Genomic DNA, 22,005 nt, shown 5'->3' with positions numbered 1-22,005 from the left:
CGCTGCCTGATTTTGGTAACTAAAGCAAACAATAGCAAGCCTGGCACAGCCAGACAGCGATTCCGTGCCCTAAGACGGTGCAGATTGATTCAAAAACTGCAGCGCGCCACGCCCGGCCACACGCCCACTGGCCATGCTGGCCGTCAACAAATAGCCGCCTGTAGGAGCTTCCCAATCGATCATCTCGCCCGCGCAGAACACACCGGGCAAGGCCTGCAGCATCAACTGCGCATCCATGGCCTCGAACGGAATACCACCGGCGCTGCTGATGGCTTCGTCGATCGGCCGTGCGGCCAGCAGGTGCAGCGGCAAGGCTTTGATGCTGCGTGCCAGCACGGCCGGGTCGTGCATCTGCTGCTTGCTCAGGCGTTCGTTGAGCAAGGCCAGCTTGATGCCGTCCAGACCCAAACGGCTCTTCAAATGACTGGACAAAGAACGCGAACCACGCGGATGGCTGACTTCGGCCAACACCTGCGCATCGGTCTTGCCCGGCAGCAAATCCAGCTGCAGCAGCGCATGGCCCTGGGCCGCAATGGCATCACGCAACAAGGCAGACGCGGCATACACCAGGCTGCCTTCAATCCCGGCGGCGGTAGCGACAAATTCGCCCCTGCGGCTGAAGGTGCTGCCGTCTGCGCCGATGCAGGAAATGGCCACGGTCTTGAAGGGCTGGCCCGCAAAACGCGTGGCAAAGTGCTCACTCCAGCCCAAGGCGGGACGGTCTGGCACACCCTCGGGTACACCCACATCAAAGCCGCAATTGGCTGGTTTCAACGCAGACACGGCCACGCCCCGACCCTGCAGCAGCGACACCCACGCGCCATCGGAACCCAGGCGCGCCCAACTGCCGCCGCCAAAGGCCAGCACCACGGCGCCCGCCTGCATGCTGACCTGGGCCCCATCGGGCGCCGCGAAAGTCCACTGGCCCGCATTGTCCCAACCCGTCCAACGGTGACGCATATGAAACACCACACCCGCCGCACGCAAGCGTTGCAGCCAGGCGCGCAGCAGCGGTGCCGACTTCATGCTGACCGGGAACACCCGGCCAGAGGTGCCGACAAAAGTCTCCACCCCCAAACCCTGTGCCCAATCGCGCAGTTGAGCCGCGTCCATTTCATCCAGCCAGGGCTGCACCTGCGCCTGGCGCGCGCCAAAACGTGAGGCAAACTGCGCCATGGGCTCAGAGTGTGTGAGATTCAAGCCGCCCTTGCCTGCCAGCAGAAACTTGCGTCCCACCGATGGCATGGCATCAAACACGTGCACGGTTTTGCCGGCCTGGGCCAACACTTCAGCCGCCATCAATCCCGCAGGACCAGCCCCTATGACCACGGCCGACTGTTTATCGGGCCACACGGCCCGGCTTTCATCACTATTCACGTCAAAACCCTGCTGATTCAAACCGTGGATTGTCAGGCCCAGCAACACCCTGGCAAGCCCGGAAACAAAGCATCTTGAAAAATGCTCTGTTTTAGGTAGTGGCTCAGAGCCTGCATTGGCTGCGTGGTTGCTACGCACGGATTTACGGCGCTCCTGCAAAAAACGTCGCCAAGCATTACATTTACGCTATGGTGCCGATAGCAAAATGGGCCACCTAGACGGCTATTGGTTTCTGTCACAATGCCGCAACCTTAGTCGTACCAGCACTCTGCCCCTTAAGGAAATCCCATGGCAAGCGAACTCATCAAACACATATCCGACGCGACTTTTGAATCCGACGTATTGAAATCCGACACGCCCGTGCTCGTGGATTACTGGGCCGAGTGGTGCGGCCCTTGCAAAATGATTGCCCCCATCTTGGACGAAGTGGCCACCGGCTACCAAGGCAAGCTGCAGATCGCCAAAATGAATGTCGACGAAAACCGCGACATCCCCGCCAAGTTCGGCATCCGTGGCATCCCCACGCTGATGTTGTTCAAGGGCGGCGAATTGGCGGCCACCAAGGTCGGCGCCATGAACAAGGCCCAATTGACGGCCTTCATCGACCAGCAACTGGCCTGATTGGCACGCTCGCCAAAACCGTCGCGACGACGGTTTTGGCTCCTAGAATTTTCCTGTCATAATCTGTCAACTCGCTGATGACTGCCTTGGGCAGCTTGGCTCGAGCACCCGGTTTGTGAGGCCCCTCTAGCCTCCTCAAAACCCCCCCGAATTTTCTTCTTTGAACTCCCTTCCGGAGTCACTCCATGCACTTAAACGAACTCAAGGCACTGCACGTGTCTGAAGTCCTCAAACAGGCCGAAGAGCTTGAGATTGAGAACACTGGCCGCATGCGCAAGCAGGAGCTGATGTTTGCCATCATCAAAAAGCGCGCCCGTACCGGCGAGCAAATCATTGCCGATGGTGTGCTGGAGATCTTGCCCGACGGTTTTGGCTTTCTGCGCAGCCCCGACACCAGCTACACCGCCAGCACCGACGACATCTACATCAGCCCCAGCCAGGTGCGTCGTTTCAATCTGCACACCGGCGACATGATCGAAGGCGAGGTGCGCACGCCCAAGGACGGTGAGCGTTACTTTGCACTGAACAAGCTCGACAAGGTCAACGGTGGCGGGCCCGAAGAAAACAAGCACAAGGTGCTGTTTGAAAACTTGACGCCGCTGTTCCCCAAGGAACAGATGAAACTCGAGCGCGACATCAAGGGTGATGAAAACATCACCGGCCGCATCATCGACATCGTCGCGCCCATAGGCAAAGGCCAGCGCGCCTTGCTGGTGGCCCCGCCCAAGAGCGGCAAGACGGTGATGATGCAGCACATCGCCCACGCCATCGCGGCCAACTACCCCAACAGCCACATGATGGTCTTGCTGGTGGACGAGCGCCCCGAAGAAGTGACGGAAATGCAGCGCTCGGTCAAGGGCGAGGTGATTGCCTCCACCTTTGACGAACCTGCAGCACGCCACGTGCACGTGGCCGAGATGGTGATCGAGCGCGCCAAGCGCCTGGTCGAACTAAAAAAAGACGTGGTGATCCTGCTCGACTCCATCACCCGCCTGGCCCGCGCCTACAACAACGTTGTGCCCTCTTCCGGCAAAGTGTTGACCGGCGGCGTGGACTCCAACGCCTTGCAACGCCCCAAGCGTTTCCTGGGTGCGGCGCGCAACGTCGAAGAAGGCGGCTCGCTGACCATCATCGCCACGGCCCTGGTCGACACCGGCAGCCGCATGGACGAAGTGATCTTTGAAGAATTCAAGGGCACGGGCAACTGCGAAATCCACCTGGACCGCCGGCTGTACGAAAAACGCGTGTTTCCGTCGATCCAGCTCAACCGCAGCGGCACGCGCCGCGAAGAGTTGCTGCTGGCCCCCGAGATCCTGCAGAAGAGCCGCATCCTGCGTCAGTTCATGTACAACATGGACGAAATCGAATCAATGGAACTCATGTTGAAGAACATGAAGGCCACCAAGACCAATGTCGAATTCTTCGACATGATGCGCCGCGGCGGCTAAGGCAACCGAAATTGCATACGCCCTGCGATTTATGCCATAATCGCAGGCTATTCGCGAAAAGTGGCCGTGCTTTTCCATGTGTAAATCGATTACGCAGGGCACGACCGGCTAGCGCAACTGAACAAGGAAAAAACATGAAAGACGGCATTCACCCTAACTACCGCGAAGTTTGCTTCCTGGACTTGTCCAACAACTTCAAGTTTGTGACCCGCTCGTGCGTCAACACCAAGGAAACCATCAAGCTGGATGACGGCCGCGAACTGCCGCTGTACAAGCTCGATACCTCCAGCGAGTCGCACCCCTTCTACACCGGCACGCAAAAGTCTGTGGACAACATGGGTGGCCGCGTGGAGCGCTTCCGCAACCGTTTCGGCAAGACTGGCGCTACCGCCAAGGCTGCAGAATAAGCGTTTGCCTCCCCCAAAAAGGCAGCCCGGTGTTTACCGCGCTGCCTTTTTTGTTGCCTGCCTGATTCACAAGCCTGGCAATCCCAAGCGCTGATGTATGCCCGCACTGCCCCAGCGCACGCGCTCAGGCAAAATTCGGCGGTTTTTCTGACGCCTGCACACCAACACATTACATTGCGACTTCTGTGAACCATCCAACCCCTGCCATCGTGGCGCAAAGCGCCGTGCGCCGTCTGCCCCGGCTGGCGCTGTTGCTGTTCTGCATCGCCTATGTGTTGTCCGGCTTCTTTGGCCGCGAGCCGTGGAAGACATCCGACATGATGTCGTTCGGCTATATGCTGGAGTTGGCGCAGGGGCACAGCGATTGGTTTCAACCGTCCATGCAGGGGCTGCAACCTGAAATTGAAGCCCTGGTGCCTTATTGGCTAGGTGCGTGGGCCATGCAATCGGCTCCGGCCTTTGTGGCGCCCGACTTTGCAGCCCGTATTCCATTCGGCTTGCTACTGACACTGAGCCTGGTCGCCACCTGGTATGCCGTCTACTACCTGGCCCGCAGCCCCAGCGCCCAGCCGGTGGCATTCGCCTTTGGTGGTGAGGCCCATCCGGCCGACTATGCGCGCGCCATGGCCGATGGCGGTCTGCTGGCATTGATCGCCTGCTTGGGCCTGGCGCAGCTTTCACACGAAACCACGCCCGCACTGGCACAACTTGGCTTCACTTCGCTGACCTTCTTCGCGCTGGCCGCCATGCCGTACCGGCTGGTAGTGCCCGCCATCGGGATTGCCCTGGGGCTGATAGGCCTGGCGCTTTCCGGCGCACCCGCGATGGCCGCGTGGCTGGGCCTGGGGGGATCGGTGATCACCGTGCTGGACCGCCACGAGCGCCGCACCTTGGCCGCGCAAGCCACCGGCTGGGCGCCACTGGAAACACCATCCGACTACCGCAGCCTGGCTTGGACCGCTTACGTCCTGGCTGTCACGCTTGTGGCCTCGGGCCTGGCCTGGCACTGGAACCAATGGATTTGGCGCATAGACCTGCCACAAGCCACATGGCGCGACTGGGGCAGCCTGCTGCGCCTGTTGTTGTGGTTTGTCTGGCCCGTCTGGCCGCTGGCGCTCTGGACCTTGTGGCGTTGGCGCAAGCAGCTGTTCAGCGGCCCTCTGGGACGCCATCTCATGCTGCCCCTGCTGTTTGTCGCCGTGGGACTGGGCACCACCATCACAACCCACTCGGCCGACCGCTCCCTGCTCCTGGCCCTGCCTGCGCTGGCCACACTGGCCGCCTTTGCGCTGCCCACTTTGAGCCGCACCGTGGCGGCAGCGATCGACTGGTTCACGCTGCTGTTCTTCACGGTGTCAGGGATTTGCATCTGGGTGATCTGGATCGCGATGCAGACCGGTTTTCCCAAGCAGCCCGCCGCCAACGTGGCCAAGCTCGCGCCCGGCTTTACACCGACGTTTTCACTCTTTGCCTTTGCCGTGGCCCTGGCCGCGACCCTGGGCTGGGCATGGCTGGTGAAATGGCGCGTGGGGCGCCACCGCTCAGCCATCTGGAAAAGCCTGGTGCTGCCGGCCGGCGGCACCGCGCTGTGCTGGCTGTTGCTCACCACGCTATGGATGCCGGCGCTCGACTTCGCCCGCAGCTACGCCCCCATGGTGCGCCACATCATGCCGGTGATCCAGGCCGAGGCGCCGCAGAGCTGCGTCGAACGTTTTGGACTAGACCGCGGACAGATCGCCGCGTTCAAGTTCCACGGCCAGATCAAGCTGCAGCCCGCGCGACGCCAGGCACAGTGTGAGTGGCTGCTGGTGGATCCCGCCGACATGAGCTTGCTGCCGCAGCACGTTGACATGTCCCAGTGGAAGCTGCGTGTCAACCTGAAGCGGCGCACACAAACCAACGACGATATGCAGCTGTACCGTCGCGTGCGACCTTGACGGACACGGGCGCCAAGCGCGCCGTCGAACACGCAGCAAAAGGCATCACCGAGCGCAACACCATCGCCCGCCATGCGGCCACCGTGCTGGCGGGCCAATTGGCCGTGATGGCCTTCGGCGTGACCGACACCGTGGTCGCCGGACGTTACTCCGAACACGCCCTCGCAGCGCTCTCCGTCGGCTCGGCCACCTTTGTCAGCGTCTACGTCGGGCTCACCGGCATGCTGCAGTCCATGCTGCCGATCTGGGCGCAATTTCACGGCGCCAACCGTCCCTTGGAACTGGGCCGGGCCTTGCGCCAAACCCTCTACATCTGCCTGGTCGGCGGCTTGTTGGGCATCTGGCTGCTGCTCAACCCCGGCCCCCTGCTGCGTTGGGCTGAGGTGCCGCTAGACCTGCAACAAGAAGTCAGCCGCTACCTGGCGGTGCTGGCGCTGGGCCTGCCACCGGCGCTGCTGTTTCGGGTTTACAGCACGCTGAACCAGGGGCTGGGCCGCCCGCGCCTGGTGACCTGGGTGCAACTCGGTTCACTGGCACTGAAGATTCCGCTCTCCATATGGTTCACCTTTGGTGGCTGGGGCCTGCAGGCGCAGGGTGCCGTGGGCTGCGCCTGGGCCACGGTGCTGGTGAACTACGGCATGCTGATGCTGGCCATCTTCAACCTGCGCACCCAGCCACTCTACAGGCCCTACGCGTTATGGCAGAAGCTGGAGGCGCCGGACAGGCAGCAACTCGGCCCCTTGCTGCGCCTTGGCTTGCCAGGAGGCTTGTCCATCATGGTGGAGGTCACCTCGTTCACCTTGATGGCCTTGTTTATTGCGCGCTTGGGGAGTGTGGCCTCGGCCGGCCACCAGATCGCCGCCAATGTGGGCGCCGTGTTGTACATGGTGCCGTTGTCACTGGGCATTGCCACCAGCGCCCGTGTCAGCTACTGGCGTGGGGCTGGGCAGCCAGACCTGGCCAAACTCGCGCTGCGCAGCGGTTTCTGGCTTGCCGGCGGCTGTGCACTGGTGTTGGCCGGCACGATGTGGCTGGCCCGTGTGCCGCTGGCCGAGGCCTATAGCCGCAGCCCCGCCGTGGTACTCACCGCCAGCAGCCTGCTGGCCTGGGTGGCGCTGTACCACCTGGCCGATGCCATACAGGCGGTGGCGGTGTTTGTGCTGCGCAGTTATGGCATCACCTTGTGGCCATTGCTGGTCTACAGCGTAATGTTGTGGGGCGTGGGTTTGCTGGGTGGATTTGCGCTGGCCTACCATGGCATAGGTGCCTGGCCCGCCATGCAAAAGCCTGAAGCTTTTTGGGCTGCAAGCGCCGCAGCACTGGCGGCAACCGCTATCATTTTTGCAATTACGCTAGCGCGCGCCGTGCGCCGCGACGAAGCAATCAGTGCAGCTTGATTAAGCCAAGACCGCTTTTTCTTTGCTGGTAGCCAGCCGCAGGCGGTTTGCCGGAAAGAGAATCGCAAAGCGTGAGCCCTGCCCCAGCGTGCTTTCGATACGTAACTCGGCGCCATGGCGCTGCAGCACGTGTTTCACAATGGCCAGGCCCAGGCCTGTGCCGCCGGTCTCGCGCGAGCGGCTGGTGTCGACACGGTAGAAACGTTCGGTGATACGCGGGATGTGCTCGGCCGCAATGCCCGGGCCGGTGTCTTGCACGGAGAACGCCAGGCGTCCATCGGCCTGGGTTTGCCATTCCACATCGATGCGCCCGGGCGCCGGGGTGTAGCGCACGGCATTGCCCACCAGGTTGGACATGGCGCTTTGCAGTTCGCTGGACACACCGCTGATCTCGCCTTCAGGCACCGGTCCAAAATGCAGCATATGGGACTTGCCCTTGCCTGCGGTCAACAAGGCCGACAAGGCCTGCGCCTCGTGTGTGCATTCGGCGTAAAGCTTGCGCAGACTGATCCAGTCGCTGGAGCCGGGCATGGGACTGCCCTCGATACGCGACAGCGTCAACAAGTCTTGCACCAGCGACTGCATACGGTCGGCCTGTTGCGCCATATGGTCGAGGTAGCGCCGCCGCTCGGCTTCTTCGAGCGGGAAGTTCTGCAGCGTTTCGACAAAACCCGACAACACCGTCAAAGGTGTGCGAATCTCATGCGAGACGTTGGCAACGAAGTCTCGCCGCATCGCCTCGGCCTGCTCCAGCGCCGTCACGTCATGCGACAGCAGCAGCCGGTGGCCGTCGCCATAGGGGTGCATCTGCACCGCCAGACGCACGGGGCGCGAAGCCGTGCTGGTGCGCCCCAGCATCAGAATGCGTGCGCCCGGCACGGCACGCGCGTAACCGGCGGCAAACGCCGGGTCGCGCACCAGGTTGCCAATTTGCTGGTGCACATCGCGCTCCAGGTCCAGTCCAAAATGCTCCGCCGCGACTTGGTTGCACCATTCGATGTGACCTGTGGGATTGAGCAGCACCACACCGTTGGGCGACGCCTGAATGGCGGCCAGGAACTCTCTGAGCTGGCGCTCGAAATCGGTGGATACCTGCTCCGATTGGCGCAGCAGCCGGCGCATGCGGTCGGTGGCCTCGCCCCATACGCCATGCATCTGCGGCGCTTCGCGTACATCGCCGACACGCAGCCAGCGCAATACGCGCCCGGCACGGATCAGGTCAATCGCCAGCCAGACCACGCTGGACAAGGCCAGCCCGACCAAGGCACCACGATCATGGCCCAGATGCCGCCCCAGAAAATGCCAGCCGATCACGCCGCCCAACAGTTGGCAGGCCAGAAAGTAGAAAGAGCGGTACAGCATCGCCTAGGTGTTCAGCACAAATCAGAAACCGCAAGCAATCGCGGATCAGGCGACGGTTGCCGAGGACTTCTCCGCAACGGGCGCCGCCTTGGGTTGTGGCTGCGAGGTGATGCGGTAACCCGCGCCACGCACCGTCTCTATCATCACACCACCGGCGCCCAGCGCTTCGCGCAGGCGCTTGACGTGTACGTCCACCGTGCGCTCTTCGATGAACACATGGTCGCCCCACACGCGATCCAGCAGTTGTGCGCGGCTGTGCACACGTTCGGCATGCTGCATCAGATAGTGCAGCAGCTTGAATTCGGTCGGGCCCATCTTCACCAGGTTGCCCTGAAAGCTGACCCTATAAGTGCCGGCGTCCAGCACCAGTTCGCCAATCGTCACCTCGCCACCGGCTTGCTCGGGCGCACGGCGGCGCAACACCGCGCGGATGCGGGCGAGCATTTCCTTGGTGGAAAAAGGTTTGGTGATGTAGTCGTCAGCCCCCGCATCCAGGCCGGCCACACGATCCGTCTCATCGCCGCGGGCGGTGAGCATGATGATGGGCACAGCCTTGGTGCGTGGGTCGGCACGCCATTTGCGCGCCAGCGACAAACCGCTTTCACCCGGCAGCATCCAGTCCAACAGGATGACATCGGGCAGGACGGCGTCGAGTTCGCATCGCGCGGTGACGCTGTCCATGGCCCAGGTGGGCTGAAAGCCGCTGTGGCGCAGGTTGACCGAGATCAGCTCGGCAATCGCCGGCTCATCTTCAACGATGAGAACCCGAGGTATGTTTCTCATTGAACCGCAGACTCCACTTGAGCCATCGTCGCATGGCGCACGTCTTCGCCCTTGACGATGTAGATGATGCATTCGGCCACGTTTTTAGCATGGTCGCCAATACGTTCAATGGCCTTGGCCACAAACAGCAGGTCCAGGCTGGCGGAGATGGTGCGCGGGTCTTCCATCATGTAGGTGATGAGCTTGCGCACAAAACCGTCGAATTCCTGGTCGATCAGGTCGTCTTCCTTCAGGATGCTTACGGCCGCCACGGTGTCGAGCCGGGCAAACGCGTCCAGCGCCTTGCGCAGCAGGCCCGAGGCCAGATCGGCGGCCACATTCAGGTCACGCGTGGGCAGCGAACGCGAGGCGCCACTCTTGATGATGGACTGCGCCATGCGTGCAATCTTGTGCGCTTCGTCGCCGGCGCGCTCCAGATTGGCGGTGGTCTTGGAGATGGCGATCAGCAGGCGCAGGTCGCGGGCGGTAGGCTGGCGGCGGGCGATGATGCTGGAGAGGTCGCGGTCGATTTCGACTTCCATGGCGTTGACACGCTGTTCACCGTCGTTGACCTGGGCCGCCACGTCATCGCTGAACTGCGACAAGGCATAGATGGCATTGCGGATCTGGGATTCGACCAGACCGCCTAGCTCCATCACGCGGGCGGACACGCCATTGAGTTCGCTGTCGAACTGCGTGGAAAGGTGTTTGTCCATTGATTCTTGCTCCTTAGCCGAAACGGCCCGTGATGTAGTCTTCGGTCTCTTTGCGCTTGGGCTTGAAGAACATTTCTTCGGTGGGCCCAAACTCCATCAGATCACCCAGATACATGTAAGCGGTGTAGTCACTGCAGCGCGCGGCCTGCTGCATGTTGTGGGTCACGATGACCACGGTGTAATCGGCCTTCAGCTCGGTGATCAACTCTTCGATCTTCGAGGTGGAGATGGGATCCAGCGCGGAGCATGGTTCGTCCAGCAGCAGCACTTCAGGCTTGATGGCAATGCCGCGGGCAATACACAGACGCTGCTGCTGACCGCCGGACAGGCCCGAACCGCTTTGCTTGAGCTTGTCTTTCACTTCGTTCCACAGCGCGGCCTTGCGCAGGGCCCATTCCACACGCTCTTCCATGTCGGTGGCGCTCAGATTCTCGAACAACTTCACGCCGAAGGTGATGTTGTCGTAGATCGACATTGGGAACGGCGTGGGCTTTTGAAACACCATGCCGACCTTGGCGCGGATCAAGGCCACGTCGCTCTTGGATGTCAACAGGTTCTCGCCGTCGACCACGATGGCGCCTTCGGCACGTTGCTCGGGGTAAAGCTCGAACATGCGGTTGAAGGTGCGCAGCAGTGTGGACTTGCCACAGCCCGATGGGCCGATGAAGGCCGTGACCTTCTTCTCTGGGATTTCCAGATTGATGCCCTTCAGAGCATGAAACTTGCCGTAATAGAAGTTCAGGTCTTTGACCGAAATCTTCGCGGTTTCATTCGATTGGATGGTCGCTTGCATATTCGCTTAGATGTTGAGGTCTATCAGTGTTTTTCGCGGGTCAGCACACGGGCCAGAATGTTCAGGCCCAGCACGGCGATGGTGATCAGGAACACGCCAGCCCAAGCCAGCTTCTGCCAGTTTTCATAGGGGCTCATGGCGAACTTGAAGATGGTCACGGGCAGGCTGGCCATGGGGTCGGTCATGCTCGAAGTCCAGAACTGGTTGTTCAGCGCGGTAAACAACAGTGGTGCGGTCTCGCCGGTAATACGCGCCACCGCCAGCAGTACACCGGTCACCACACCTGCACGCGCAGCCTTGAGCGTGATGCTGATGATCACCTTCCACTTGGGCGTGCCCAAAGCGTAGGCCGCTTCGCGCAGGCCGGCCGGCACCAGTTGCAGCATGTTTTCGGTGGTGCGGATGACCACTGGAATCACAATCAGCGCCAGGGCCAGGCCACCGGCCAGACCGGAGAACGACTTGAACTGCGACACCACCACGGCATAAACAAACAAGCCTATGACGATGCTGGGTGCCGACAGCAGAATGTCGTTCACAAAACGTGTCACATGGGCCAGCCATCCCTTGGTGTCATATTCCGCCAGGTAGATGCCGGCCATGATGCCTATCGGTGTGCCAATAAACGTGGCCATGCCCACCATCAGCACCGAGCCGTAAATGGCGTTCGCCAAGCCGCCGTCTTCGTTCGGCGGAGGTGTCATTTCGGAGAGTGTGCTCAAGGCCAGGCCACCTAGCCCCAAGCGCACGGTTTCCACCAGGATCCAGACCAGCCAGAACACACCAAAGGCCATGGCCGCCAAAGACAGCACCAAGGCCACCTGGTTGACACGTTTGCGCTGGTTGTATTTGGCTTGGCGCGTGCTCGCCAGATCGGCCGCACGCAACAGGTTTTCGCCAGTACTCATGACTTGGCTCCTTCATTCTTCTTCAGACGCACCAGCAACACCTTGGACAGCGACAGCACCACAAAGGTGATGAAGAACAGCACCAGGCCCAGGTACATCAAGGCCGCCTGGTGCAAGCCAGCGCCGGCTTCGGCAAATTCGTTGGCCAGGGCCGAGGTAATGCTGTTGGCCGCCTGAAACAGGCTCAGCGAATCGAGTTGGTTCATGTTGCCGATGACAAACGTCACCGCCATGGTTTCACCCAAAGCACGCCCCAGTCCCAGCATGATGCCGCCGATCACACCGGTTTTGGTGTACGGCAAGACCACACGGTAAACCACTTCCCAGGTGGTGGAACCCAGGCCGTAGGCCGATTCCTTCAACAGCGGCGGGGTCACCTCGAACACGTCGCGCATTACCGAGGCGATGAACGGAATGATCATGATGGCCAGGATGATGCCGGCCGACAAAATGCCTATACCCACGGGCGGGCCGGAGACCAGCGCACCAAGAAACGGCACACCGTTGAGCAGACTCTGCAGCGGCTGCTGCACATAGGTCGACAGGATCGGACCGAACACCAGCAGACCCCACATGCCATAAACGATGGACGGCACAGCTGCCAGCAGCTCGATGGCGGTGCCCAGCGGGCGCTTGAGCCAGGCCGGCGAGAGTTCGGTCAAAAACAGCGCAATGCCGAAGCTCACCGGCACGGCGATCAGCAGCGCGATGATGGACGTCATCAACGTGCCGTAAATCATCACCAGACCGCCGTACTCGTTTTGTACCGGATCCCAGACCGTGCTGGTGACAAAGCTCAGGCCATATTTGGAGATGGCGGGCCAGGCACCCACCACCAGAGAGAACAGAATGCCGATCAGCAGCGCCAAGGTCAGCAACGCTGCCCCTTTGGCCGCCATACCGAACAGCCGATCAGCCAGCGGGCCCGCAATACGGGCGCGAGGTGCAGGAGGAATGGTCATAGATCGCTCACCCCCCCGCCCGGCCGATGAGCCAGGCAACCCCAGGGCGGTTTCGTTGAGCGGTAGTGTAGAAGACACTTGTGAAGTCCCCAGGGTTGTATGTTCAGGAATTACTTGAAGTCCACGGACTTGCCGGAGCCGTCCTTGATCTCACCCCAGGCCTTGGCAATGATTTGCTTCACGCTGTCGGGCATGGGCACGTAGTCCAGGTCGTCGGCGGTCTTGTCGCCTTGCTTGTAGGCCCAGTCGAAGAACTTCAACGAAGCCGAGGCTTGGGCTGGCTTGTCCTGCACCTTGTGCATCAGGATGAAGGTGGCGGTGGTGATAGGCCAAGCGTCTTTGCCAGGCTTGTTGTTCAGGATTTGGTAGAAGCTCTTGGCCCAGTCGGCGCCGGCAGCAGCAGCCTTGAAGGCGCTGTCGTCAGGCGACACAAAGGCACCCGAGGCGTTCTGCATCAAGGCGTAGGTCATCTTGTTTTGCTTGACGTAGGCGTATTCCACGTAGCCGATGGAGTTTGGCAGGCGACCGACAAATGCGGCCACACCTTCGTTACCCTTGCCACCCGCGCCGGTAGGCCAGTTCACGGCCGTGCCTTCGCCAACCTTGCTCTTCCACTCGGGGTTCACCTGGCTCAGGTAGTTGGTGAAGGCAAAGCTGGTACCGGAACCGTCAGCGCGGCGCACGGGTGCGATGGCGGCATCAGGCAATGCCAAGCTGGGGTTCAGCGCCTTGACCGCAGCGTCGTTCCACTTGGTGATCTTGCCCAGGTAGATGTCGCCCAGCACTTGGCCGTTCAGCTTCAACTCGCCGGGCTTGATGCCAGCGATGTTGACCACGGGCACCACGCCACCAATCACGGTGGGGAACTGCACCAGGCCCTTGGCCTTGAGTTCTTCGTCGGTCAAAGGTGCATCGGAAGCGCCGAAGTCAACCGTCTTGGCGTCGATTTGCTTGATGCCAGCGCCCGAACCCACCGACTGGTAGTTGATCTTGGCACCCGTGGCCTTGTGGTAATCGGAAGCCCACTTCGAATACAGCGGCGCGGGAAAGCTCGCACCAGCACCCGTCACGTCCTGCGCGCTGGCCACGCCAGCAAACGACAACACAGCGGCACCAGCCAGGCTGGTCAGGGCGATTTGGAAGGAAGATTTCATCTCAGTACCTTTTCGGTAAGTTAGGCAAAGGGGTCAAAACAGCGAGAGCGCTCAGCTCACTCTCCACGCAGCGTGAACTGCGATGAAGAGAATTTAAGACGCTTGTATGACAAGCATGTGACAAATTCACCCTCTTGCGTGGACGAAGCAACGGCCGTTGCCGCACGGGCACGCGCCTTTTCGAGGCGAGGCTGTTGTATTCAAGCGTCATGGAATAAAAAAATGCGCCGCAATGCCCGCCATTCATACGCAGACAGCTACGCAATAGATAGCATCCACAGGCTGGAAAGCCCGCATCCCTTCAGCCTGCAGGTGCTATGCTGCGCACAAAATCGGCCTCATTTCATGAAAAACGGAACTCTTCTCGCAGCACTGGACCTTGGCTCCAATAGTTTTCGCCTGGAAATCGGTCGCCTAGACAACGGGCAAATCCACCGCACCGAATATTTAAAAGAGACCGTGCGCCAGGGCAACGGACTGGATGCAGAACGTATGCTCTCGCAAGAGGCCATGCAGCGCGGCTGGGACTGCCTGGCACGTTTTGCCGAACGGCTGGCGGGTTTTGAGCGCCACCAGGTACGCGCCGTCGCCACCCAAACCCTGCGCGAAGCACGCAACCGTCAGGAGTTTCTCGACCGCGCGGCGGAAATCCTGGGCTTTCACGTCGATGTGATCCCCGGCCGCGAAGAGGCCCGGCTGATCTACCAGGGCGTGGCGCAACTGCTGCCGCAATCCGACGAACGCCGGCTGGTGGTCGATATCGGCGGGCGCTCCACCGAGTTGATCCTCGGCCAGGGCTACGAGGCGGAAACCACCGAGTCCTACCGCGTGGGCAGTGTGTCGTGGTCCATGCATTATTTCCCTGACGGCCTGCTCACACCTGAGACCTTTCGTGTCGCCGAAATCGCTGCCAAGGCGGTGCTTGATGAGGCCATCAGCATCTACCGCCCCAGTCAGTGGGACACGGCCTATGGCGCCTCGGGCACCGTCGGTGCGGTGGCGGATGTGTTGAACGCGGCAGGCTGGCCCAAAGACACCATAGACCGGCACGGCCTGAACTGGATCATGGAGCAATTGCTCAAGGCCGGCCACGTCGACAAGCTGCGCCTGGAAGGCATCAAGGACGATCGCCGCCTGGTGATAGGCGGCGGCATCAGCATCCTGTACGCGCTGTTCGACCTGCTGGGCATAGAGCAGATGCAGGCCGCCGATGGCGCCCTGCGCCATGGTGTGCTCTACGACCTGGTGCAGCGTGAACAGGTGCACACCGACCTGCGCGCCGCCACCGTCAACCGTCTGGCCGAAAAATTTGACACCGATGCCGCCCAGATGGCCCGTGTGCAAAGCACCGCCACCCTGCTCTACGGCCAGCTCCAGCACCCGGCTGGTGTGCCCACGGATGGCGATGTGGAGTTCGAACAGGCGCAACGCAAACTCGCCTGGGCCGCGCAATTGCACGAGATCGGCAGCCACATCTCGCACAGCGACTACCACCGCCATGGCGCCTACATCCTGGAGAACGCCCACGCACCGGGTTTTTCGCTGCCCGAGCTGCACCGCCTGAGCCAGTTGGTGCTGGGCCATCGCGGCAAGCTGCGCAAGCTCGAGATCGACCTGCTCGACCCAGGCTTCATCCACCAACTGCTGGCGCTGCGCCTTTCGGTGATCTTGTGCCATGCTCGGCGCGATCCCGAAGTCGCCGGACTGCAGTTGGCCGCTTCGCCCGCGCAGAAACAGAAGTTTGTGTTGTCCTGTCCCGATGGTTGGGCCGATGCCTACCCGCAGTCGGCGCATCTGTTGCGCGAAGAAGTCGCGGCCTGGCAGAAAACGCCCTGGACGCTGCTGGTCACGGGGGTTTGACGCGCCACCGCAACGGCCATGGCCACAACTGTCACCAAGGTACGCGGACTAGGGCCCGCCCCCTTGAAATCCAACGCCTGGCTGAGTAAAACAATTACAGATTAAGAACGACTTTTTTGGGTATATAAGCACGAGGCGGCGGCACATCTTGCACGCGGCCCAGAGATTTCAAACAAGAGAACGTGGCATCACCAAGCCATTCAGAGGATTGCATGTCCGAGAGCAGAAGAGCCAATTTAAGCGACGGTTACAAGAGCTATTTTTCGATTGCCCCGGCACTCGATCCCAGCAGTGTGGACGAAGTCTTTTTCATCCGCCACGATGTCTACGCCCGCGAGTTGGGCTTTGAGCCTGTACGGGCCGACCAGCGCGAGACCGACCAATACGACCAGCGCTCGAAACATTGTTTGTTGCGTACCGCGCGTGAACCACTTCGCCCCGTAGGCTGTGCCCGCGTGGTGTTCACCGACCCCAACGAACGCAACGCGCCTCTGCCCTTCGAGCTGACCTGCCGTAACACGCTGGACCGCTCCATCATAGACCCCGCCAAGCTGCCGCGTGACCGCATTGCCGAGGTATCACGCCTGGCGGTGCTGGCCGAGTTCCGCAGACGCAAGGGTGAACAGAACAGCGCTGCCGTCATCTCCGACGGCGATTTCGGCGACGACAAACAACCGCGCTTCCCGTTCATTCCCGTCAGCCTGTACATGGGTGCCGTGTTGTTGGCTCAGCGCCATGGCATTGAATATCTGTTCACACTCACCGAACCCCGTCTGGCCGAACACTTTGGCAAGCTGGGTGTGCATATCCAGCCCATAGGCGGCCCGGTGGAGCATCGCGGCCAACGCATTCCATCGGTGATGCGGGTGCAAGGCATGTACGACGATTTGCGCCTGCTGATCAAGCCGCTGTGGAACACCATCCACGAGCAGCTGGACTCGGCCTACAAACACTAGGGAAGCGCCGCTCAAGCCTTCGCAGTGTGTGAAGGCGTGGGCTCGGCCCTGGCTTCAGATGTTTACATCAACCGCCAGGGCTGTCCGTCTTGCCCGGGTCTGAAGATACCAACGCTGCTGGCGGCCCAAGCTTGGACGCAGCCGCATCGGTTGAGTCCTCTGCCGCGCCGCTGAGCTGCATGCGCTGGGTCGGGTGCAGCGGCAGGCCGGCCAGACGCAATTGCTCCAGCACCACGAACCATAACGCGCTGCGTGTGTTGTAGGCATTGCGCGGCGAATCCACAAAACAGGTGGCCATGAACATCAGCCGCCCCTGCGCATCCAGCCCTTCCAGCGCGACCGACGGCTCAGGCGTGCTCAACACCCCCTCTTGCGCGGCCATGGCCGCCAGCAACAGGCTGCGCACCTGAGCGGCATGGGTGTCCAAGGGCATGGGCAGCAAGACCTGCACACGGCCCAGCGGGTTGGCCATGGTGATGTTGCGCACGGCCTTGGTGATGAGTTCGGAGTTCGGCACGATGACCGTGGAGCGGTCGCCCAACTGGATCTCGGTGGCGCGCACATTGATGCGCCGGATATCCCCCTCTACCGTGTCCAGCTTGACCCAATCACCCACCTTCACCGGCCGTTCGGCCAGCAGGATCAGGCCGGAGACGAAGTTCTGCACCACCGCCTGCAGGCCAAAACCAATGCCCACAGACAAGGCGCTGGCCACCCAGGCAATCCCCTGCAGGCTGATGCCCACGGCGGACAAGGTGAGCGCCACGGCGGCCACGATGCCCACGTAGTTCACCAGGGTCAGCACCGAAGTCCGCATGCCGGCGTCCATGCGGGTGGTCGGCATCAGGCTGTCACGCAGCCAGCGGCGCAGCAAGCGCACCAGCACCAGGCAGACCACCAGCACCAACGCGGCCTGCAGCAGCAAGCCGGGGCGCAGGCTGACCTGGCCTATCATCAGCCCCTGGCCCAGGGTATTGCCCCGCGCAAACAGTTCCAGCGGCCCCTCGCCCACGGGTGCCACCACCAGCAGCATGGCCAGGGCCAGTAGCACCAGACGCAGCCCACCGCTAACCCACACCGCCAACTGACGGTGCAGGCGCAGCTTGGTTTTTTCGTCTTCTGTGGCTGTGTTATCCGGCAATTGGCCTTGCCAGGCTTCGCAGACATCCACAATCAGCACGCCCAACAAATAAGCCGTGGCCACAACCAAGGTGCTCCAGACGACCTGACGCAACATGAACGAGCCAAACGCCACGTAGCCCAGCAGCAGGCTGGCGATGCCGCCCAGCAGCACCAGCCACACACCAATCGCCGCCAGTTGCAACCACAAAGGCGGCTTGCGCAGCTTGGCGCTGCCCACGCGGCCATCGGCGCTGTCGCTCCCGTCGCGACCATCATTGGTTTCGCCCTGGGCGCCATCGGCAGACGCAGACTGTTCGGCCAGATAAGCGTCACGCAGGCGGCGGCCACGCATCACCGCCAACACCAGCACCCCACCCATGGCCAGCGCCAGAATGCAATGCACCGCCACGGTTGTCGCCAGGCTGGTGTCCAGCAGGCCATAAAAGCGGTCAGCCAGCCAAGCCAGCACCATCACCGACGCCAATACCAGCGGGAAATAACGCAGCCCATTGGCCACGTTGTCCGGCATGGGCAACAGCCGCCAACTGGGCCGTTCGGCAGACAGCAGGGCCTGGCCCAGCCCCGCCACAAAACCGCCAAAACACAAGGGGCCGGACAGTATGCGCAGCAGGCGCTGCGGTTCGTCATCCTGCGTGGCCAGCCAGCTCAAACCCAGCGCCACCACTTCGATCAGCACCAGCGGCGTCAGCGCGCTCAACACCACATGCAAAAAAGCATACAAAGAACGGCGCAAGCGCCCTGCCGGTACCCGCGCGGCCAGCAAACGCGGCAAGCCGCGGCCAAGCCAGAAGCGCAGCAGCACCACCAGTGCAGCCAGTACCAGCGCACCAACAATGGCCGTGGCGGGAATCGCCCTGGCCACACGCCACGCGTTCTGTACCAGATGTTCTGTGCGCTGAAAGTCCTCTTTCGAGCCTGACTGCAGTTCACGCCAGAAACGATCGGACAGGATGGACGGCGTGCGGCTGCTCAATTCGCTCTGGAAGGCCGAGCGGCGTGCCACCCGTATCTGCTCTTCGGCCTGCTGGCCTTCCACCGCCAGCAGTTTCGCCAGCTTGACCTTGGTGTCCAGCGCCGCCACCTCGTCCTGCGACTCTTTGCGCAGGCGCGCGATTTCTGGCGCCTCCTTGCCGGTCGTCGGCGCTGCGCCCAGTTCCGCCAGGCGTGCCTTGGCCTCGGCCAGCTTGGGGGCGAGCTGCACCGCCGCCGCCTGGCCGTCGACCACGCTGCGTGTGGCCACCTCGCGCAGTTCCTGCATGCGTTCTTCAGGCTGCGGGCTGGCCAACTCGGCCTGAACTTTGTCGAGCTGACTGCGCAGCTTCTGCAGGTCTATCTCTTCGCGGACCGAAGTTAATTCACTTGCTGCCGGGGCCGCCAGAGCCAGGCGCCCCGCCGGGTGCAGCCATATCGCCGCCAGCAGCAACAGCCAGCACGTCCGGGAGAACAGGGAGAAAGGCGTCTTGAACAATCGTTTCATGTCTGGGCATTCTGGCATGTCGGCACCGGAAACCGATCACGCCCCATACCACTCGCTGCAACACTTTGTCGGCACAATCCGCGCATGCATCTCCCGGACCTGATACAGCAGTACGGCTACTACGCCATCGCCAGCATAGGCATTTTCGAGAACGACACCATGCTGCTCACCGGCGCCTACGCCGCGCGCCAGGGTTATCTGCAATTGCACTGGGTCATGGCCTGCGCGGCGGGCGCGGCCATGGTCAGCGACCTGCTGTATTTCTACCTGGCACGGCGCCATGGCCAGGCCGTGCTGCAACGTTATCCGGCCCTGCAAACCAAGCTGCTCAGAGTGCTGGGCCCGGCCGAGCGCCACCCGGTGCTGGCAAGCCTTGCCATCCGCTACGCCTGGGGCTTGCGCGCCATACTGCCGCTGGCCTTGGGCCTAGGTCGCTTGCCGGCGGGGCTGTTTGTGCTGCTGAGCGCAGTCGGTGCGGTGGTCTGGGCGATTGTGTTCGGCCTGTTCGGCACTTTTTTGGTGGCGCTGGCCCACCAATGGCTAGGAGATTTGCGGCCGCATGAACATTGGCTGTTGTGGCTTTTGGCGGGGCTTGTGCTGCTGGGGCTGGGCGCCCTGGTCTGGCGTTTTCGGGCCTGGCGCAAGCTCTGACCAAGGCTTGAGAAAAAACCGGCTCGGCAGCGCACGGAATGTGCGTCAACAGCTATGGATGCCATAGCAGCTATAACCGGAATCGCATCGTTCGGCGGTGCGGGATGTGCTGTAATTTCCGCCCACCCCCGACGTTTTTCCAGGAGCTTGCCGCATGGCATCACAGATTCGCCTGATTTCCTCCATGGCCACCAAACAGGTGTTGGCCGAACTCATCTCTCAATACCAGGCCCAGACAGCGCATACCGTGCAGTTGGAGTCGGTGGGCGGCGTCGATGCGGCCAAACGTGTGCAGGCCGACGAAGCCTTCGACGTGGTGGCCCTGGCATCCAACGCCATCGACCAACTCATCGCCGCCGGCAAGCTGCTGGCGGGCAGCCGCGTGGACCTGGCGCATTCGGGCGTCGCCATTGCCGTGCGCGCAGGTGCACCGAAGATCGACATAGGCTCGGAACAGGCGGTCAAGGCCGCCGTGCTGGCCGCCAAAAGCCTGAGCTACTCCACCGGCCCCAGCGGCGTGCAACTGGCCAAGCTGTTCGAGCGCTGGGGCATAACCGAAGAAATCAGCAGCCGCATCGTGCAGGCACCGCCGGGCGTGCCGGTGGGCTCGCTGGTCGCCAAGGGCGAAGTGGAACTCGGCTTTCAGCAACTCAGCGAACTCATCCATTTGAGCGGCATCGACGTGCTGGGCCCGCTGCCACCGGCGATCCAGATCACCACCACCTTCTCTGCCGGCGTGGCCAGCAGTTCGACACAACCCGAGCTGGCCAAGGCCTTGATCGCCTTCATGGGCGCGCCCACCGCCGCGGCGGCCAAGCGGGCACAGGGGATGGACCCGGCCTGATGGCCACGTAATGGGCGCGCCGGACGCTGGTTCCGAGCGCACGCCCGGCACTATGATGTTGGAACAACTCTAGGGCCGCATCATGTTACAAATGCCACGACCCAGGCACCGCGCCGGCTGCTGGATCGGCCTAGGTCTTCTGTCCTTGGTTTTGCATGCGCCAGTCGCCCAGGCCCAAAGCGGCAACACAACACCGGCGACCACGGCCAACACGACTGAAGACAGCAGCCTCGCGGCGCGCCACGAGCGCTCACCCTGGCTGCTCGTGCCCTTGGTCAGCAGCAGTCCCAAGCTGGGTTCGTCGCTGGGCTTGATGGCCGGTTACGTGACGCGCTTCGACGCCGCATCCTCACCGTCCATGGTGGGGCTGCAGGCCAAGCGCTCCGACAGCGATTCGCAGGTCATGAGTGTGTTTGCGCGGCTGTACTTCAACGAGGATCGCGACCGCGTGATCGCCGCCGTCTTCAACGGCAAGATCCACAACGACTACCAGGACTATCTGGGCAGCGGCATCGAGGTGCACGCAGAAGAAAACATGCATGGCTTCTACACACGTTATCTGCATGCGTTCGCGCCGCATTGGTACATAGGGGCTCAGTTGCTCAAGGGCAACTTCGCCATCGACGGCGAGGACCCGATCTCCAGCGACGTGCTCGACCAGGTCGGCGTCACCGGCAGCGACTCCGCCGCGCTGGGCCTGAGCTTGCTTTATGACACACGCAACAACGTCAACAACCCCACCGATGGCGTGATGGCCAGCCTGAACAACAAGGCCTTCCGCAAGTTCATGGGAGGCGAGAACCAATACGACAGTTATGCCGGCGACCTGCGCTGGTACCAAAGCACCTCGCCACGCAATGTTGTAGCTCTGCATGGCAATGCAGGCTGGACACATGACGCCCCGGTCGCCAACCAAAGCTCCATCTCCATGCGTGGCTATACACGCGGCCAGTACCTTGGCCAGAACGTGCTCACGCTGGAGGCCGAGAACCGCTACATGTTCCAGGCCAAGTGGGGCGCCAAGGCTTTTGCCGGGTTGAGCTGCCTTTATGGCGGTGGCCAATCCTGCAGCGGCGACAACCTGTACCCCATGGCCGGTGTGGGTGTGTTCTACATCCTCAAGCCCAAGGAAAACATGCTGATCAGCGCCGAGTTCGCCAAAGGCAACGGCGACAACCAGGGTTTTTATTTACGCTTCGGGCACCCGTTTTAAACGGCCCCGAAGTACGA

The 22,005-nt window shown here is 61.8% G+C and carries 19 protein-coding genes; 10 read left to right on the top strand and 9 right to left on the bottom strand.

What is annotated here, in order from left to right; all coding sequences use genetic code 11:
- Positions 1-69 precede the first annotated feature (69 nt).
- Positions 70-1,377, bottom strand: coding sequence for a TIGR03862 family flavoprotein (locus ACFQ95_RS04765; protein WP_422829672.1), 1,308 nt, complete (start codon positions 1,375-1,377; stop codon positions 70-72).
- Positions 1,378-1,665: 288 nt separating this feature from the next.
- Between ACFQ95_RS04765 and trxA the strand changes: the two genes are divergently transcribed.
- The 5 genes from trxA (at position 1,666) to ACFQ95_RS04740 (ending at position 7,187) form a co-directional block, all read left to right on the top strand.
- Positions 1,666-1,998 (top strand): thioredoxin TrxA, encoded by a 333-nt coding sequence (gene trxA / locus ACFQ95_RS04760; protein WP_422829671.1) that lies wholly within the window; start codon positions 1,666-1,668, stop codon positions 1,996-1,998.
- 185 nt (positions 1,999-2,183) lie between these two features.
- Complete coding sequence (gene rho / locus ACFQ95_RS04755) at positions 2,184-3,446, top strand: transcription termination factor Rho (RefSeq protein WP_422829670.1); 1,263 nt, start codon at positions 2,184-2,186, stop codon at positions 3,444-3,446.
- Between the two features lie 134 nt (positions 3,447-3,580).
- The gene (locus tag ACFQ95_RS04750) at positions 3,581-3,853 is read left to right on the top strand and encodes a type B 50S ribosomal protein L31 (protein WP_422829669.1); all 273 of its coding nucleotides are present in this window, start codon (positions 3,581-3,583) and stop codon (positions 3,851-3,853) included.
- Between the two features lie 185 nt (positions 3,854-4,038).
- The gene (locus ACFQ95_RS04745; RefSeq protein WP_422829668.1) at positions 4,039-5,790 is read left to right on the top strand and encodes a hypothetical protein; all 1,752 of its coding nucleotides are present in this window, start codon (positions 4,039-4,041) and stop codon (positions 5,788-5,790) included.
- A gap of 44 nt (positions 5,791-5,834) precedes the next feature.
- Positions 5,835-7,187, top strand: coding sequence for an MATE family efflux transporter (locus ACFQ95_RS04740; RefSeq protein WP_422829839.1), 1,353 nt, complete (start codon positions 5,835-5,837; stop codon positions 7,185-7,187).
- Here the strand turns inward: ACFQ95_RS04740 and phoR are convergent, their stop codons facing one another.
- From phoR to pstS, 7 genes are all read right to left on the bottom strand, one after another.
- On the bottom strand, positions 7,188-8,549 hold the full coding sequence (phoR, locus tag ACFQ95_RS04735) for a phosphate regulon sensor histidine kinase PhoR (protein WP_422829667.1): 1,362 nt from the start codon (positions 8,547-8,549) through the stop codon (positions 7,188-7,190). It lies immediately after the preceding gene.
- Positions 8,550-8,594: 45 nt separating this feature from the next.
- Positions 8,595-9,332 (bottom strand): phosphate regulon transcriptional regulator PhoB, encoded by a 738-nt coding sequence (gene phoB, locus ACFQ95_RS04730; RefSeq protein ID WP_422829666.1) that lies wholly within the window; start codon positions 9,330-9,332, stop codon positions 8,595-8,597.
- Positions 9,329-10,027: a phosphate signaling complex protein PhoU gene (gene phoU / locus ACFQ95_RS04725; protein ID WP_422829665.1), complete on the bottom strand. Its 699-nt coding sequence runs from the start codon at positions 10,025-10,027 to the stop codon at positions 9,329-9,331. The genes phoB and phoU overlap by 4 nt, the downstream gene beginning before the upstream one ends.
- A 13-nt stretch (positions 10,028-10,040) precedes the next feature.
- Positions 10,041-10,820: a phosphate ABC transporter ATP-binding protein PstB gene (gene pstB / locus ACFQ95_RS04720; RefSeq protein ID WP_422829664.1), complete on the bottom strand. Its 780-nt coding sequence runs from the start codon at positions 10,818-10,820 to the stop codon at positions 10,041-10,043.
- 23 nt (positions 10,821-10,843) lie between these two features.
- Entirely contained in the window at positions 10,844-11,728 is an 885-nt protein-coding gene (gene pstA / locus ACFQ95_RS04715; protein WP_422829663.1) for a phosphate ABC transporter permease PstA, read from the bottom strand.
- Positions 11,725-12,690 (bottom strand): phosphate ABC transporter permease PstC, encoded by a 966-nt coding sequence (gene pstC / locus ACFQ95_RS04710; protein WP_422829662.1) that lies wholly within the window; start codon positions 12,688-12,690, stop codon positions 11,725-11,727. Before pstC ends, pstA begins: the two co-directional genes overlap by 4 nt.
- A gap of 110 nt (positions 12,691-12,800) precedes the next feature.
- Positions 12,801-13,844 carry a phosphate ABC transporter substrate-binding protein PstS gene (pstS, locus tag ACFQ95_RS04705; RefSeq protein WP_422829661.1) on the bottom strand — a complete coding sequence of 348 codons (1,044 nt, stop codon included), beginning with the start codon at positions 13,842-13,844 and terminating at the stop codon, positions 12,801-12,803.
- 345 nt (positions 13,845-14,189) lie between these two features.
- Here pstS and ACFQ95_RS04700 point away from each other — a divergent pair, with 345 nt between their 5' ends.
- Together ACFQ95_RS04700 and ACFQ95_RS04695 are read left to right on the top strand one after the other, a co-directional pair.
- Entirely contained in the window at positions 14,190-15,704 is a 1,515-nt protein-coding gene (locus tag ACFQ95_RS04700; RefSeq protein WP_422829660.1) for an exopolyphosphatase, read from the top strand.
- A gap of 212 nt (positions 15,705-15,916) precedes the next feature.
- Complete coding sequence (locus ACFQ95_RS04695; RefSeq protein ID WP_422829659.1) at positions 15,917-16,660, top strand: PEP-CTERM/exosortase system-associated acyltransferase; 744 nt, start codon at positions 15,917-15,919, stop codon at positions 16,658-16,660.
- 67 nt (positions 16,661-16,727) lie between these two features.
- On the opposite strand, the gene ACFQ95_RS04690 is transcribed toward ACFQ95_RS04695, so the two are convergent.
- Positions 16,728-19,280, bottom strand: coding sequence for a DUF3772 domain-containing protein (locus tag ACFQ95_RS04690; RefSeq protein ID WP_422829658.1), 2,553 nt, complete (start codon positions 19,278-19,280; stop codon positions 16,728-16,730).
- An 84-nt stretch (positions 19,281-19,364) separates the two neighbouring features.
- Between ACFQ95_RS04690 and ACFQ95_RS04685 the strand changes: the two genes are divergently transcribed.
- From ACFQ95_RS04685 to ACFQ95_RS04675, 3 genes are all read left to right on the top strand, one after another.
- Positions 19,365-19,931, top strand: a complete 567-nt coding sequence (locus tag ACFQ95_RS04685; protein WP_422829657.1) for a DedA family protein — start codon at positions 19,365-19,367, stop codon at positions 19,929-19,931.
- Positions 19,932-20,085: 154 nt separating this feature from the next.
- Positions 20,086-20,775 carry a substrate-binding domain-containing protein gene (locus tag ACFQ95_RS04680; RefSeq protein ID WP_422829656.1) on the top strand — a complete coding sequence of 230 codons (690 nt, stop codon included), beginning with the start codon at positions 20,086-20,088 and terminating at the stop codon, positions 20,773-20,775.
- Positions 20,776-20,857: 82 nt separating this feature from the next.
- A complete protein-coding gene (locus ACFQ95_RS04675; protein ID WP_422829655.1) occupies positions 20,858-21,988 on the top strand; it encodes a BamA/TamA family outer membrane protein in 1,131 nt (376 codons plus the stop codon).
- Positions 21,989-22,005 lie beyond the last annotated feature (17 nt).

The sequence above is a fragment of the Variovorax sp. HJSM1_2 genome (assembly GCF_049316285.1).
GTDB lineage: Bacteria > Pseudomonadota > Gammaproteobacteria > Burkholderiales > Burkholderiaceae_C > Rhodoferax_B.
This window is presented reverse-complemented; position numbering and strand designations above follow the sequence as displayed.